Origin of the sequence: Herbaspirillum sp. VT-16-41, assembly GCF_001994935.1 — a bacterium.
GTDB classification, from domain to species: Bacteria; Pseudomonadota; Gammaproteobacteria; order Burkholderiales; family Burkholderiaceae_D; genus Herbaspirillum; species Herbaspirillum frisingense.
The window spans coordinates 114,604-130,123 of record NZ_MUXB01000095.1 but is presented as its reverse complement, the minus strand read 5'-3'; the positions used below and the strand labels follow the sequence as shown (position 1 = coordinate 130,123).

Annotated in this window: 14 protein-coding genes; 10 read left to right on the top strand and 4 right to left on the bottom strand. The window is 62.4% G+C overall.

The window, feature by feature from the left end; translation table 11 throughout:
* Positions 1 to 141: 141 nt before the first annotated feature.
* The 10 genes from BTM36_RS07545 to BTM36_RS07500 all read left to right on the top strand — a co-directional run bounded on the left by BTM36_RS07545 (position 142) and on the right by BTM36_RS07500 (position 11,480).
* Complete coding sequence (locus BTM36_RS07545) at positions 142 to 1,101, top strand: ABC transporter substrate-binding protein (protein WP_077235780.1); 960 nt, start codon at positions 142 to 144, stop codon at positions 1,099 to 1,101.
* Between the two features lie 15 nt (positions 1,102 to 1,116).
* On the top strand, positions 1,117 to 1,938 hold the full coding sequence (locus tag BTM36_RS07540; protein WP_077235779.1) for an ABC transporter permease: 822 nt from the start codon (positions 1,117 to 1,119) through the stop codon (positions 1,936 to 1,938).
* 1 nt (position 1,939) lies between these two features.
* A complete protein-coding gene (locus tag BTM36_RS07535) occupies positions 1,940 to 2,749 on the top strand; it encodes an ABC transporter ATP-binding protein (RefSeq protein WP_077235778.1) in 810 nt (269 codons plus the stop codon).
* Positions 2,750 to 2,874: 125 nt separating this feature from the next.
* Complete coding sequence (locus BTM36_RS07530) at positions 2,875 to 3,687, top strand: inner membrane protein YpjD (RefSeq protein ID WP_006713233.1); 813 nt, start codon at positions 2,875 to 2,877, stop codon at positions 3,685 to 3,687.
* Positions 3,684 to 3,974 carry a PP0621 family protein gene (locus tag BTM36_RS07525; protein ID WP_006713235.1) on the top strand — a complete coding sequence of 97 codons (291 nt, stop codon included), beginning with the start codon at positions 3,684 to 3,686 and terminating at the stop codon, positions 3,972 to 3,974. Before BTM36_RS07530 ends, BTM36_RS07525 begins: the two co-directional genes overlap by 4 nt.
* Before the next feature lie 3 nt (positions 3,975 to 3,977).
* A complete protein-coding gene (ampD, locus tag BTM36_RS07520; RefSeq protein ID WP_077235777.1) occupies positions 3,978 to 4,628 on the top strand; it encodes a 1,6-anhydro-N-acetylmuramyl-L-alanine amidase AmpD in 651 nt (216 codons plus the stop codon).
* A 385-nt stretch (positions 4,629 to 5,013) separates the two neighbouring features.
* The gene (locus BTM36_RS07515; protein WP_077235776.1) at positions 5,014 to 7,998 is read left to right on the top strand and encodes a ribonucleoside-diphosphate reductase subunit alpha; all 2,985 of its coding nucleotides are present in this window, start codon (positions 5,014 to 5,016) and stop codon (positions 7,996 to 7,998) included.
* A 214-nt stretch (positions 7,999 to 8,212) separates the two neighbouring features.
* On the top strand, positions 8,213 to 9,388 hold the full coding sequence (locus tag BTM36_RS07510) for a ribonucleotide-diphosphate reductase subunit beta (RefSeq protein WP_006713240.1): 1,176 nt from the start codon (positions 8,213 to 8,215) through the stop codon (positions 9,386 to 9,388).
* A 503-nt stretch (positions 9,389 to 9,891) separates the two neighbouring features.
* A complete protein-coding gene (locus BTM36_RS07505) occupies positions 9,892 to 10,692 on the top strand; it encodes a histone H1-like DNA-binding protein (RefSeq protein ID WP_077235775.1) in 801 nt (266 codons plus the stop codon).
* A 248-nt stretch (positions 10,693 to 10,940) separates the two neighbouring features.
* The gene (locus BTM36_RS07500; RefSeq protein WP_006463601.1) at positions 10,941 to 11,480 is read left to right on the top strand and encodes a YggT family protein; all 540 of its coding nucleotides are present in this window, start codon (positions 10,941 to 10,943) and stop codon (positions 11,478 to 11,480) included.
* A gap of 114 nt (positions 11,481 to 11,594) precedes the next feature.
* Here BTM36_RS07500 and BTM36_RS07495 read toward each other — a convergent pair whose 3' ends face one another.
* The 4 genes from BTM36_RS07495 to prmA all read right to left on the bottom strand — a co-directional run bounded on the left by BTM36_RS07495 (position 11,595) and on the right by prmA (position 15,472).
* Positions 11,595 to 12,182, bottom strand: coding sequence for a peroxiredoxin (locus tag BTM36_RS07495; RefSeq protein ID WP_077235774.1), 588 nt, complete (start codon positions 12,180 to 12,182; stop codon positions 11,595 to 11,597).
* A gap of 59 nt (positions 12,183 to 12,241) precedes the next feature.
* Positions 12,242 to 13,177, bottom strand: a complete 936-nt coding sequence (locus BTM36_RS07490; protein ID WP_077235773.1) for a carbohydrate kinase family protein — start codon at positions 13,175 to 13,177, stop codon at positions 12,242 to 12,244.
* A 102-nt stretch (positions 13,178 to 13,279) separates the two neighbouring features.
* Entirely contained in the window at positions 13,280 to 14,554 is a 1,275-nt protein-coding gene (locus BTM36_RS07485; protein ID WP_077235772.1) for a DUF3426 domain-containing protein, read from the bottom strand.
* Between the two features lie 3 nt (positions 14,555 to 14,557).
* Entirely contained in the window at positions 14,558 to 15,472 is a 915-nt protein-coding gene (gene prmA, locus BTM36_RS07480; protein WP_077235771.1) for a 50S ribosomal protein L11 methyltransferase, read from the bottom strand.
* Positions 15,473 to 15,520: the final 48 nt, after the last annotated feature.

Below are 15,520 nucleotides of genomic sequence, written 5' to 3'. Positions count from 1 at the left end.
TGGGCGCTGAATTTCCGAGCGCAAATAATAATCAAGGCCAGCCGCCATGCAGCGGCGGCCAACGCCATCGAGACAGCCGGCGAGGCATCGCCGCCGCCGGCCCGCCGCATCAATAACGATACACACAAGAGGAGAGAGGAAATGCACAAGAAACTGATCGCCCTGGCCCTGCTGGCAAGCGCCGGCTTTGCGACCGCCAGCCATGCCGCAGACGATGTGATCCGACTGGGCAACCTGAAGTTCGCCCATTATGGTGCGGTGTCCTACATCAAGGAGATCGCGCCCAAGTGTGGCATCAAGGTCGATGAAAAGGTCTTTGCCAAGGGTCCCGACGTGATGCAGGGCATCCTGGCCGGCGAGCTCGACGTGGGTACCACTGCCTCGGAAGCTGCCATCTCGGGTCGCGCCAACGGCGCACCGATCTACGTGGTGGCCGGCTTCGCCAAGGGTGGCGCGCGCCTGGTGGCGGGCAAGGACTCGGGCATCAAGTCGGTCAAGGACCTGAAGGGCAAGAAGGTCGGTGTGACCCGCGGTGGCATCCATGAAGTGCTGCTGGACGCCGAGCTGGGCCAGAACGGCCTCACGCCCAAGGATGTGACCATCGTCTACCTGGCCTTCGCCGACCTCAACCAAGCCCTGCTTGGCAAGAACATCGACGCCATGATGCAGAGCGAACCGCAATCCTCGCAGGCCATCAACAAGGGTTTCGGCGTGGAAGTGATGAAGCCCTACGACACCCCGATCGGCGAACCCTACCGCACCATGGTGATGACCGAGAAGTTCTACACCGAGAAGCGCCCGCTGGCCGAGAAGTTCATGCGCTGCTTCCTGGAGGCGACCAAGACCTTCATCGACAAGCCGGAAGTGGCCGAGAAGTACGTGCGTGAAGTGATCTTCAAGAACCAGATCACCAAGGAAGACTTCTACGACGCCATCGGCAATTCGCCCTACGCCTACGACATCACTGTCGAGCACATCCAGGTCACCACCGACACCATGGCCAAGTACGGTACCGGCAAGATGGCCAAGCCGCCCGTGGCCAAGGATTGGGTGAAGACCGATCTGCTGGAGCAGGCCAAGAAGAGCATGAACCTCAAGTAAGAAGGGGAATCCTGCATGGCAAAGAACAAGAATGGCAGCTTCCTCCAGGGGTTGCTGGTGCCGCTGGTGGTGATCGCCCTGTGGGAGGGGGCCTCCCGCGCCGGCTGGATCAACCCGCAGATCCTGCCCTCGCCCTGGGCGGTGCTGAAGAAGTGGGGCGAATACGCCTCGCCGCTGAAGCCCTATGACCCCGAGGCCGGCAGCTGGCTGGCCTGGGTGTTCTCGGGTGAACTGGTGATGGACGCCATCGGCAGTCTCTATCGCGTGGTGGCAGGCTTCCTGATCGGCGCCGGCCTGGCCTTGCCGCTGGGCCTGCTGATGGGGTCGAGCCAGCGCATCTATGGCCTCATGAACCTGACGGTCCAGGTGATCCGCCCGATTCCGCCGATTGCCTATATCCCGCTGGCCATCCTGTGGTTCGGGCTGGGTAATCCGCCGGCCTTGTTCCTGATCTCGCTGGGGGCCTTCTTCCCGGTGCTGATGAACACCATCGCCGGGGTGCGCCAGGTCGACAGCATCTACCTGCGTGCCGCCCGCAACCTGGGCGCCAGCCAGTCCACGCTATTCCTGCGGGTGATGTTGCCGGCAGCCGTGCCCTACATCCTTTCGGGGGTGCGTATCGGTATCGGCACGGCCTTCATCGTGGTGATCGTGGCCGAGATGATCGCCGTCAGCAATGGCCTGGGTTTCCGCATCATGGAAGCGCGTGAGTATTTCTGGTCGGACAAGATCATCGCCGGCATGATCACCATCGGCCTGCTGGGCCTGGCCATCGACCTGGGCATGAGCCGCCTCAACAATTACATGCTGCGCTGGCATCGCGGGCTGGAGAGCTGACATGAACCAAGCCAATTCTTCGCCCCGCATCCGCGTGCAGGGCGTGCACAAGGTCTTCAAGACCGATGACCGCGAAGTCGTCGCCTTGAAGGATATCAATCTGGACATTCCCGACGGCCAGTTCGTCTGCCTGCTGGGGCCGTCCGGCTGCGGCAAGTCCACCTTGCTCAATGCCATCGCCGGCTTCGCCCTGCCGTCCACCGGGGAAATCCTCACTGATGGCAAGGTGGTCAGCGAGCCGGGGCCGGATCGTGGCATGGTGTTCCAGGAATATGCGCTCTTCCCCTGGATGACGGTGGAGCAGAACGTCGCCTTTGGTCTGGAAATCAAGGGAACGCCCAAGGCCGAGATCGTCCAGCGCGTGACCCAGTTGCTGGACAAGCTGGGCCTGATCGACTTCCGCACCCGTTTCCCCAAGGATCTGTCGGGCGGGATGCGCCAGCGGGTGGCGATCGCCCGGGTGCTGGCGCTGGATTCGCCCATCATGCTCATGGATGAGCCCTTCGGTGCCCTGGATGCGTTGACCCGTCGCAACCTGCAGGACGAATTGCTGCGGATCTGGGACGAGTTCAAGAAGACCATCGTCTTCGTCACCCACAGCATCGAGGAAGCGATCTACCTGGCCGACCGCATCGTGGTCATGACCTACCGTCCCGGTACGGTCAAGCGTGACATGCTGGTGAACCTGCCGCGGCTGCGCGATCCGGCCGATCCCGACTTCAATGCCTTGAAGCGTGAACTGGGCCAGTTGGTGATGGAAGAGCAGCAGCGCCATCACAATGCCGAGATGAAGGCTGCGGCCGTCGATTGAGGGTCGAGGTACTCCTCCGGACACGGCAGGCCAGTCCTGCCGTGTCGCATTTGCGGGGACCATCTGCACGGTTTGTCTGACCAGGCGCAACCGGGTCGTCGGCCGAGATAGTGTAAACTTGGGCGATGCAAACTTATTTTTTCATCCTGGCTGCGCTGCTCTACCTGGCATGCGCCTTCATGCCCTCGCAGCGGCGCATGCCGATCTCGCTGGGCATCGTGGTTGGCTGGATGCTGCATGGTGGGGCACTGCTGTCGGACATGTTCGCGCCCGACGCCGTGCGGGTGGGGTTTGCGGTCATGCTCTCTTCCACGCTGTGGATTTCGGTGGCCGCCTACTGGCTGGAAAATCGCAATTTCTCGCTCGACAGCATGCGCGTGCTGGTGCTGCCCGTGGCGGCACTGTCGGTGATCCTGCCCAGCGTCTTCCCCGGCAACCTGGTGGCGCTGGCCGGCAAGTCGGACTGGTTCCTGGCGCATATCGCCATCTCCATCCTGGCCTACAGCACGCTGACCATTGCTGCCTTCCATGCGGTGCTGATGGTATTGCAGGAGTCGCGCCTGCATACCCGCCCCGGGCCGACTGCCCAGGCCAGCTGGTTCGGCCTGGCGCTGGATCGGCTGCCGGCGCTGCTGACCATGGAAAAATTGCTGTTCCGCCTGATTGCCTTCGGTTTCGCGCTGCTGACGCTGACCGTGCTATCGGGCGTTGTCTTTTCCGAGCAGTTGTTCGGGACGCCATTCCGGTGGGACCACAAGACGGTCTTCACCATGCTGTCCTGGCTGCTGTTCGGCCTGCTCCTGGCCGGCCGTCGCTGGCAGGGATGGCGGGGGCGGACTGCGCTCAGCTTCACGCTGGCCGGCTTCGCCATCCTTTTATTGGCTTATGTGGGCAGCCGGTTCGTGCTTGAAGTCGTGCTGCATCGGGTACTGACATGAAATATCTGATCTGGCTGGTCGTGTTGCTGGCCGTGGTGGTGTGGTTCCAGCGCGCCAAGAAATCCATGCTGGCCGGCAATGACGCGGCCGGCGAGGGCGAGGCGGGTGCCGAACCCGGCATGCCGCGCCCCAAGCCCTCGCGTTTCCGGCGTCGTACCGACAGCAATGTCGAGACCATGGTCCAATGCGCCCATTGCGGCATCCATTTCCCCGCCTCGGAAGCCGTGGTGCATGCCTCGGGTGCCTATTACTGCTCGGAAGAGCATCGCCGCCTGGCCTCCTTCTGAGCCATGAGCGTACCCATCACCGAGGCCGATACCTGGAGTACCTGGGATATCGACGACGAGGGCTGGTGCCGACAAGCCCGCCGCGAGCCCTCGCCCAACTGCGATGAGCGGCCGGCGGGCGTGGTGACGGACCTGCTGGTGATCCACAACATCAGCCTGCCGCCCGGTCAGTTCGGTGGCCCTTATATAGCAGACCTGTTCTGCAACCGTCTCGACTTCGAAGCCCATCCCTATTTCGACCAGTTGCGGCCGCTGCGGGTCTCGGCGCATTTCCTGATCCGCCGCGACGGCGAGGTCGTGCAGTTCGTCCCCGCTCACCGTCGAGCCTGGCATGCCGGGGTGTCGGTCTTCGATGGCCGTGAGCGCTGCAATGACTTTTCCATCGGCATCGAGCTGGAAGGGACCGACTTCGCACCCTTTGCCGAGGCCCAGTATCCGGCCCTGGCGAAGCTGTCCCAGGCCTTGGTCACCCGCTATGGACTCACCTCTGTCGCCGGTCACGAACACATCGCGCCGGTGCGCAAGACCGATCCCGGTCCCTGTTTCGACTGGGACCGCTATCGGGAGGAAATGATGAAAATCATTAACGGGGCGCAATTGCGCTTCCCTCTTGGGCTACACAAAAGTCAAGCTTCCACGGACGAAAAATTCTAGAAATAGCGGTTGCATCATCAAAGTGGCGCCACTAGAATTAGTCCCAATCGATGTTTTGATACTAGATGTAGTGTTCTGGTGAACTTATTTTTGTACAAGGGTCTTCATCCACAGATGGCCCGTTTCGGCAGTGCTTCAGAAGGTGAAAGACCCACGAGGCAGTAACCAAGTACGACAACGCCCGCGGTTCATCCTTCTTTTATTTCCGTCGTTCCACTCATCAGGTTCAAGCAGTTTTTGCGTCAGCATGAATGTCCACGCAAGGGATAGTCATTGTGCGGCGCTTCCGTCGTTTTCCAATCCCTGCAGCCGGGATTGAATTGTTTAGTTATTAGCAACGCAGGCGATCACCCCGCTCGTCTGCTCCATGTATCCAGGAGGCTAAGTGCGCTCAACCCAAGAAATTTCCGTCAAATCGCCTGCCCCGTTTGGCGTGTCCGCCGAGCTGGAAGGCTCCGCTGAAGGCCAGACCGTCGTATCCCAGTCCGCTGGTCTGGGCGAATACCGCATCATCCGCCGCAACGGCGCCGTGGTCGGTTTCGAGCCCTCCAAGATTTCCATCGCCGTGACCAAGGCCTTCCTGGCCGTCAACGGTGGCCAGGGCGCGGCCTCGGCGCGCGTGCGCGAGATGGTCGAGCAACTGACCGCCAACGTGGTGTCGGCGCTGGTGCGTCGCCAGCCCGCCGGCGGCACTTTCCATATCGAAGACATCCAGGACCAGGTCGAACTGGCCCTGATGCGCTCGGGCGAGCATGACGTGGCCCGCGCCTACGTGCTGTACCGTGCCAAGCGCATGGAAGAGCGCGCCCAGCAGGGTGCCGCCAACAAGACCGAAGTGGTCGCCCCGCAACTGCACGTGACCGAAGATGGCCAGAGCCGCCCGCTGGAGATCGCCGAAGTGCGTGCCCTGATCGACGCCGCCTGCGTCGGCCTGGACGGTCATGTCGATGCGGATGCCATCCTCGCCGAGACCGTCAAGAACCTGTACGACGGCGTGCCCGTCGAAGAGCTGTACAAGTCCGCCATCCTGGCTGCCCGCGCGCTGATGGAAAAGGACCCGGCCTACAGCCAGGTGACTTCGCGTCTGCTGATGCACACCATCCGCAAGGAAGTCTTCGGCAAGGAAGTGGCGCAAGCCGATGCACCGGCCGAGTACCTGGAGTACTTCCCGCAATACGTCAAGAAGGGTATCGACGCCGAGCTGCTCGACACCAAGCTGGCCCAGTTCGACCTGGCCAAGCTGGCTGCTGCCATCAAGCCCGAGCGTGACCTGCAGTTCGGCTACATCGGCCTGCAGACCCTGTATGACCGCTACTTCCTGCACATCAGCGGTACCCGCATCGAAATGCCGCAGGCCTTCTACATGCGCGTGGCCATGGGCCTGGCGCTCAACGAGATCGATCGCGAAGCCCGCGCCATCGAGTTCTACGACCTGCTGTCGTCCTTCGACTTCATGAGCTCGACCCCGACCCTGTTCAACTCGGGTACCCTGCGCTCGCAGCTGTCCTCGTGCTACCTGACCACCGTGGCCGACGACCTGGACGGCATCTACGAAGCCATCAAGGAAAACGCCCTGCTGGCCAAGTTCGCCGGCGGCCTGGGCAATGACTGGACCCCGGTGCGCGCCCTGGGCGCCCACATCAAGGGCACCAACGGCAAGTCGCAAGGCGTGGTCCCCTTCCTGAAGGTGGTCAACGACACCGCCGTGGCGGTCAACCAGGGCGGCAAGCGCAAGGGGGCAGTCTGCGCCTACCTCGAAACCTGGCACATGGACATCGAGGAATTCCTCGAGCTGCGCAAGAACACCGGCGACGACCGCCGCCGCACCCACGACATGAACACCGCGAACTGGATTCCCGACCTGTTCATGAAGCGCGTGATGGAAAAGGGCGAGTGGACCCTGTTTTCGCCCTCCGACACCCCGGACCTGCACGACAAGTTCGGCCGTGCCTTCGAAGAAGCCTACACCGGCTATGAAGCCAAAGCCGCCCGCGGCGAGCTCAAGCTCTTCAAGAAGGTCCAGGCCAACGACCTGTGGCGCAAGATGCTGTCGATGCTCTTCGAGACCGGCCACCCCTGGATCACCTTCAAGGATCCTTGCAACATCCGTTCGCCCCAGCAACACGTGGGCGTGGTCCACAGCTCCAACCTGTGCACCGAGATCACCCTGAACACCAACGACAGCGAAATCGCGGTCTGCAACCTGGGTTCGGTGAACCTGCCGGCGCATCTGGTCAATGGCGAGCTGGACCATGCCAAGCTGCAAAAGACCATCCGCACCGCCATGCGCATGCTGGATAACGTCATCGACATCAACTACTACGCCGTCAAGAAGGCCCGTGATTCCAACCTGCGTCACCGTCCGGTGGGCATGGGCATCATGGGCTTCCAGGACTGCCTGCACATCAAGCGCGTGCCGTACGCCTCGATGGACGCTGTCGAGTTCGCCGACCGCTCCATGGAAGCCGTCTGCTACTACGCCTACATGGCCTCCACCGAACTGGCTGAAGAGCGCGGCCGTTACGCCTCCTACCGCGGTTCGCTGTGGGATCGCGGCATCCTGCCCCAGGACTCCCTGAAGCTGCTGGCGCAAGAGCGCGGCGGCTACCTGGAAACCGACACCACCGAGACCCTGGACTGGGCCGCCCTGCGTGCGCGCATCGCCGAACACGGCATGCGCAACTCCAACTGCGTGGCCATTGCGCCGACGGCGACCATCTCCAACATCATCGGCGTGTCGGCCTGCATCGAGCCGACCTACCAGAACCTGTACGTGAAGTCGAACCTGTCGGGCGAATTCACCGAAATCAACGAGTACCTGGTACGTGACCTGAAGGCCCGTGGCCTGTGGGACGAAGTGATGGTCGCCGACCTCAAGTATTTCGACGGCAGCCTGGCCAAGATCGACCGCATCCCGCAAGACCTGCGCGACATCTACGCCACCGCCTTCGAAGTGGACCCGTCCTGGCTGGTGGAAGCCGCCTCGCGTCGCCAGAAGTGGATCGACCAGGCCCAGTCGCTGAACATCTACATGGCCGGCGCCTCCGGCAAGCGTCTGGACGAGACCTACAAGCTGGCCTGGCTGCGCGGTCTGAAGACCACCTACTACCTGCGCACCATCGGTGCCACCCACACCGAGAAGTCCACTTCCCGCGCGGGTGCATTGAACGCCGTGGCAGTCGACGGCGGCGCCGGCAGCATGGCTTCGGCCTCGGGCAATGCGGTTCCGGCCGCACCCATCGCCTCGGCTGCCACCGCTTCGGCGGCCTACGTGATGCCGACCCCGGGCGCTTCCATCGAAGCCGATGGTCCGGTCTGCACCATGCGTCCGGGCGACGCCGGCTTCGAAGAGTGCGAGGCCTGCCAGTAAGCAACCCGGGTGGGGGCCGGGATGGCCTGCCGATGAGGATGATCAAGGTCATCCGAGATGCCGGCAGCTACACTGTCCCCAGCCCCACCCAACCTAGTCGGCGCATCGCGGTGAACTTCACCGGATGCGCCGTTGTCACCTGATAGATACCCGGAACTCCGCCGAGCCAGTGTCACCGGCCGGCAGCTTCCGACACAGTAAAGAGGAACCACAGATGCTTTCTTGGGATGATGAAGCCAAGCCGACCCAGGCGCCGCGCACTCCGAACATGGCGCAGCCGCAGTTGCAACCTGCCTTCGGCAACGTGCAGCAGTCCAATGCTGCGCTGAACCCGGCGCTCATGGCCGGCAAGGCCGACGCGGTCGATACCACCCGTCGCGTCAACGCTGCCGACAAGCGCATCATCAACGGCCACACCGACGTCAACCAGCTGGTCCCCTTCAAGTACAAGTGGGCCTGGGACAAATACCTGGCCGGCTGCGCCAACCACTGGATGCCGCAGGAAATCAACATGCAGCGCGACATCGAGCTGTGGAAGAATCCGAACGGCCTGACCGAGGACGAGCGTCGTCTGGTCAAGCGCAACCTGGGCTTCTTCGTCACTGCCGACTCGCTGGCCGCCAACAACATCGTGCTGGGCACCTATCGCCACATCACTGCACCCGAGTGCCGCCAGTACCTGCTGCGCCAGGCCTTCGAGGAAGCCATCCACACCCACGCCTACCAGTACATCGTCGAGTCGCTGGGCCTGGATGAAGCCGAGATCTTCAACGCCTATCACGAGGTCGCTTCGATCCGCGACAAGGACGAGTTCCTCATCCCCTTCATCGATACGCTGACCGATCCCGAGTTCAAGACCGGCACGATGGAGAATGACCAGAAGCTGCTGAAGTCGCTGATCGTCTTCGCCTGCATCATGGAAGGTCTGTTCTTCTACGTGGGCTTCACGCAGATCCTCGCGCTGGGTCGCCAGAACAAGATGATGGGCGCGGCCGAACAGTACCAGTACATCCTGCGTGACGAATCGATGCACTGCAACTTCGGCATCGACCTGATCAACACCGTGAAGATGGAGAACCCGCACCTGTGGACTCCTGAATTCCGCGAAGAGATCAAATCGTTGTTTTTACGCGCGGTGGAGTTGGAATATCGTTACGCAGAGGATACAATGCCGCGAGGCGTGCTCGGGTTGAACGCCACCATGTTCAAGGGCTACCTGCGATTCATCGCAAACCGCCGCGCACAGCAAATCGGATTGGACCCGCTGTTCGCACAAGAAGAAAATCCGTTCCCGTGGATGAGCGAGATGATTGATCTGAAGAAGGAGCGCAACTTCTTCGAGACCCGAGTCATCGAATACCAAACCGGGGGCGCGCTGAGTTGGGAATGACGTGCAGTCTCGAAGTACTCTTCCGCGAGACAGGATGCACAACGGTGGTCGGGTAGCTTGCAAGATACCCGGCCGCTGAAACTGAAAGGCATACGCCAAATTAATGAACAGTCAGAGACCGAACCATTCTTCTCTGTTATCGCCGCTTAACCCCATCGTGTCGGGTCAGGCGGCTTTTCCTTTGAAAAACGCCGAAGTTTTTCAGGAACGCGATTCCGACGCTAGCGTTTGAACACGCTGGCGTTTTTTTTGGTGTCGCGCCTGCTCCCGTAGTCGACTTCATCCTGCGCCATTGCGCGGGCACTACCGGAGGGGCGTCGCCAAGATAGCTGAAGCGCTGCATAGGTGAGGGGATGCAGCAGTTCAGCTGGTGCCGAATTCATTAGCGCAAGCGACAGGCTGCTTGTGCCGATGAATAACCCGCCCGCGTCATCGCGATGTCGCTTGCGGGTTGCTTATATCAAGCTTGATTTTTTCCATTCACGTGAAGAAGGAGAAACAAAATGGCAACAGCAGCAAAGAAGCCCGCGGCCAAGAAGCCGGCGGCAAAGAAGGCAGCAGCCGCTAAGGAAACCACCAAGAAGGTCGTCGCGGCTACTGCCAAGAAGACCGTAGCGAAGGCCGCCGCCAAGCCGGCAGCTGCCAAGAAGGCAGCCGCTCCGAAGGCAGCAGCGAAGAAGGTTGCAGCACCGAAGGCAGCCGCCAAGAAGGTCGCAGCTCCGAAGGCAGCAGCCAAGAAGGTTGCAGCTCCGAAGGCAGCAGCCAAGAAGGTTGCAGCACCGAAGGCAGCCGCCAAGAAGGCAGCAGCACCGAAGGCAGCAGCCAAGAAGGTTGCAGCACCGAAGGCAGCCGCAAAGAAGGTCGCAGCTCCGAAGGCAGCCGCCAAGAAGGTTGCAGCTCCGAAGGCAGCAGCCAAGAAGGTTGCAGCTCCGAAGGCAGCCGCCAAGAAGGTCGCAGCTCCGAAGGCAGCCGCCAAGAAGGTTGCAGCTCCGAAGGCAGCCGCCAAGAAGGTCGCCGCTCCGAAGGCAGCCGCCAAGAAGGTTGCAGCTCCGAAGGCTGCCGCCAAGAAGGTTGCAGCTCCGAAGGCAGCAGCCAAGAAGGTCGCCGCTCCGAAGGCAGCCGCCAAGAAGGTTGCAGCTCCGAAGGCAGCCGCACCGAAGGCAGCAGCTCCGAAGGCAGCCCCCAAGAAGGCCGCCGCTCCGAAGAAGGCAGCCGCCAAGCCGGCAGCTGCAGCACCGGCCGCCAAGACCGTGCTGAACCCGGCCGCCGCATGGCCGTTCCCGACCGGCGCTGGCCGTCCGTAAGATCGGCGCGCGTCCCGTCTGAGTCCTTCAGACGAAAAGCCGCTGTATGGCATGCCGCCATGCAGCGGTTTTTTTATACCCGCATTGCGGGCCGCAAGGCTCTGGCAATCACGAGGGATGGCACAATATATGAAGGATCGTGCGTGCCCGCCTCTGCACCCACCTCTGCTTCGGTGCATGGCGTGAGGATTGCACCGATGTCGCATGCACTCTAGTATGTGCCCTGCCTCTCACTGATGGAGAACCCTGTGCTGCATAGTATTTTCACGATGATCGTCAATGCCGTTGCCAGCATCCTGGCCGGTGTCATGCTGCTGCGTTTCTGGATGCAGGTCGTACGCGTGCGTCCGCCGCAATCGGTGGGCCAGTTCGTCTACCAGCTCTCGGACTGGCTGGTACGCCCCCTGCGCCGGGTGCTGCCGGGCGGGACCTATGACTGGGCATCCCTGCTGGGCGCCTTCATCATCGTGCTGCTGTCCATCATCGCCATCCTCGGACTGCAGACCAATTTTGATTTCAAGCTCATCCTGCTCATCGCGCTGGAGCGCTTCTTCGAATGGATCTGCTATGGCTTCATGGCCACGCTGATCATCGAAGCCATCTTCAGTTGGGTCAATCCCTATGCGCCGTTGGCGCCCTTCGTGCGCGCGCTCAACGAACCACTGCTGCGCCCGCTGCGCCGTATCATCCCGCCACTGGGTGGCGTGGACCTGTCGCCGCTGGTGCTGCTGATCCTGCTGCAGATCGCCGTGCGGGTGGTCAGCGGCCTGTTGTTCGGGGCGGTCTGACGATCCTCGTTGATCATCGCTGCGACGAAAAAAGAGCCGGACTTGTCCGGCTCTTCTGTTTTGGAGCGCTGCGCCGGGCTATCGAAGACACGGCGGGCACGGTCATTGCCCCGGTCAGCGTTTCTGCCGGTTCGCCCACTGCTGCAGTGCCTGCATCGTGTTTTCCACGTGCTTCTCCGGATTCATGTCGGTGTATTCGTAGAGGATGGCATGGTCGGGTGTGATCACGTAGGACGTGCGGCTGGCATAACCGGTCACCTTCATGAACTGCGCGTCATAGGCCTTCATGATCTTCTTGTCGACATCGGCCGCCACAGCGAATTTGCTGCGGCATTCGCTGACCGAGAACTTGTTGAGCGTCTCGATATCATCACCGGACACGCCAATCACCGTCGCCCCCAATGCCTTGTAGCGATCCACTGCCTCGGCGAAGAGGTGGGCTTCGATGGTGCAACCCGAGGTGAAGGCCGCCGGGTAGAAATACAGCACCACCGGGCCCTTCTTGAGCGCGGCCGAGAGCGAGAAGGTCGAGACCTGTCCACCCAGCGAGGCCGGCGCCGAAAACTTGGGGGCCTTGTCGCCGGGTTTGAGTGCCGCCAGCGCCAGCGGTGAAGCCAGCGTTGCCGCCAGCAGCGCGCCGCCGGCAATCAGGCTTCGCAGGAAGAGACGTACCTGGCGCGGCGAGGATGAATGGTCTGGCATGATCGATCTCCTGGTCTGTCTTGCGAATGGCCTGTGCAGAGGCGACGTGCGTTCCGGTATCAACCGAAGCGGTAACCGAAAGCCTTGTGGAAGCGCTCTTCGATCTCGGCACGCGTGGGTGCATGGTTCTGCGGACCTTGCGACGCGATCTTGATCGAACCCATCAGGCTGGCCAGGCGACCGGTGGTTTCCCAGTCATAGCCTTCGGTCAGACCGTACAGCATGCCGGCGCGGAAAGCGTCGCCACAGCCGGTGGGGTCGGCGATGCGGTCAGCCGGTACGCAGGGGATATCGAACTTCTGGCCAGCCACGAAGATTTCCGCGCCCAGTTCGCCGCGGGTGACCACCAGGGCCTTGGTCCGTTCGGCGATCTGCGTCAGCGTCAGCCCGGTACGGGCCGTGAGCAGCTCGGCTTCGTAGTCGTTCACGGCGACATAGGTGGCCAGGTCGATGAAGTTCTTCAGGTCATTGCCGTCGAACATGGGCATGCCCTGGCCCGGATCGAAGATCAGCGGGATGCCGAGTTCAGCCGCCTGCTGTGCGTGCTGCAGCATGCCGTCGCGACCATCCGGCGCCACGATGGCGAACTTGACCGGACCGGCATCGGCGACCTTGTTCTCATGCGACCAGGTCATCGCGCCCGGGTGGAAGGCGGTGATCTGGTTGCTGTCGGCATCGGTGGTGATGAAGCATTGGGCGGTGAACGAGTCCTCGATCTGGCGCACGCAGCGGGTAGAGATATCCAGTGCCGCGAAGCGTTCCATATAGGGCGCGCTGTCCAGGCCGACGGTAGCCATTACGATGGGCTCGCCACCCAGCAGCTTCAGGTTGTAGGCGATGTTGCCGGCGCAACCGCCAAACTCGCGACGCATGGTCGGGACCAGGAAGGATACGTTGACCTTGTGCAACTGGTCGGCCAGCAGTGCTTCGGCAAAGCGGCCCTCGTATTGCATGATGTTGTCGTAAGCGAGAGAACCGCAGATCAGTGAGCTCATGGAGATGGCCGCCGGGAAAAGTGAATGATGCCGCATTGTAGAAGAAAAGCGGCACGCAGGCAGCACCTCACGGTGCAAGGACAGGCCGGAGACAGGGCCGGATCAGGGATAGAACAGGTAGATGCGATACCCCGACACCAGCGCATCCTTGAGCTCGAAGTTGAGCTTGATCTGGCGCTCGCTGTCAGCGGCCAGGCCGCTGTCGATCAGGCCGGCATCGGCAAGATAGTCGCGTGGACGGAAGACCTTTCGCACCACGGCCTTCTCGTCATCGTTGTTGAGAGTGAGTTCGATGTGCGGCCAGGCCTGGGCGCTGGTGCCGCGATTGCGCATCACGATGGACAGCGCATAGACGTTCTGGTTGGGCGGTACCACCTGCAATTCATTGGATTCCAGCGAGAGCCGGTCGATTTCGGCCGGTAATCCCACCGTGCAATGCAAGGCGACGCACATGCCATTGAGCATGGGACGCAGCACCGGCACCGAGGCCGCCAGCGGGTTGCGCCAATAATAGAGCGATTGCAGCAGCAGCACCGGCACCATCACGCCGGCCAGCACCATCATCAGCATCTTCATCGCATGGCCGACGCGCGCCTTGCGCTCGGCACGCTTGACGAAACCGGGCTCGTCGGCCGCCTGCTGCTCATCGACGGCAGCGTGATCCTCGTCTTCCAGGCTCTCTTCGCGCTCGATCGGCGCGGACTCGACGTCGTGAGTGACATCTGCCGATGCTGGCGGCGTTTCATTGTCGATCCTGAAGACGGCCGCGACCTCGGGCGGTGCCGCCAGGTTTTCGGCCGGGTCGGAGGAGCGACGTAGCAGGGCGCCGGTATCGAGGTCTTCGTCCGCGGCAGGCCCGGTCTGATCGGGTTTGTCGTTGTCCTCAGGCTGGGACAGCTTCAGGGGCGCGCCGAGATCGGGGATATAGCCCGGGCTGGCGGGGGAGCGGAACACCTTGGGTTCCGCGATCAGCGGAATGGCGGCCGTGGTCGGGGGCGCCGGAGTTGCCGGTGTCGCTGGGGTCTCCGCCATCGGTGGTGCTGCTTCTGATGCAGCAGGTGCCACCGGCAGCCTGACCTCGGGTAGCGGGTCGGGCTGGGGCTGGAAAGAGGGGGAGGCCGAGGGCGGGTTGCGCTTGGCTGTGATGGCAGGTGCTGCCGATGCAGTGCTCGCTGCAGGGAGTGCGCCGGCCTGGGCCTTGCTGCCCGGCACCGGCTGGTAATGACCGTCGGCGATGCTGGGCTCGACCAGGAATTCATTGCCGTTGAAGACTTCGCGGCAACTGCCGCAGCGTACCAGTCCGTTACGCAGCTTGAGCTGGTCGCTGGCGACCCTGAAGATGGTCAGGCAGTGCGGACACTGGGTCGCCAACGCCATGGATTACTCCGGCAGGCGGCCTGCCAGCGCCACCCAGCCTTCATGCTCCGCCCATACCGAGAGCGTGATGTAGGGTGCATAGGCGGCGATGACCTCCGTGGCCTGGCGCGCCAGCACGCCCGACAGCACCAGGGACCCGCCGGCACGCACGCGGCCAGCCAGCATGGGCGCCATCAGTTGCAGCGGGCCGGCCAGGATATTTGCGACCACGACGTCGAACTTTTCACCTTCCGGGTAGGCCTGGGCGAAGGGTTCTGGCAGATAGTAGGTCGCGCTGCAGTGATTGCGTTCGGTATTGTGGTGGGCGGCTTCCAGCGCCTGCGGGTCGATGTCCACGCCAATGACCTGGGGAACGCCGATCTTGGCCGCGACCAGCGCCAGGATGCCCGAGCCACAACCGTAGTCCAGCAGGGTGCGGGCACTGGTGGAATTGCTTTCCAGCCATTCCATGCACAGCCGGGTGGTCGGATGGCTGCCAGTGCCGAAGGCCAGACCGGGGTCCAGTTCCAGCACCAGAGCATCGGGATCGGCCGGCGCTTCGTGCCAGCTCGGCACGACCCAGATGCGCTGGCCGATGTGGATGGGCTCGAACTGGGATTGCGTCAGGCGCACCCAGTCCTGCTCTTCCACGTTACGCGTCGCAAAGGGCAGGGCATAGTCCAGGCCGATGGCCTTGGCCGCATCGGTCACGATGGCGGCGTGGTCGGCATCCTTGCCGGCCAACGCTACCACGCGGCTGCGGTCCCAGGCGGCTTCCTCCGGCTCCATGCCGGGTTCGCCGAAGAGCGGACGCTCGGCGTCCGTCCCTTCGTCCGCATCTTCCACCGACACCGACAGGGCGCCAGATTCCATCAAGGCGTCGGACAGTGCCTCCGCCTCTTCCCGCGCCACTTCGATGACGATTTCTACCCAAGCCATATGCCTGCCTTTGCTGTTGCGTGATGTTGCGCGTTGTTGCTTGTTGTT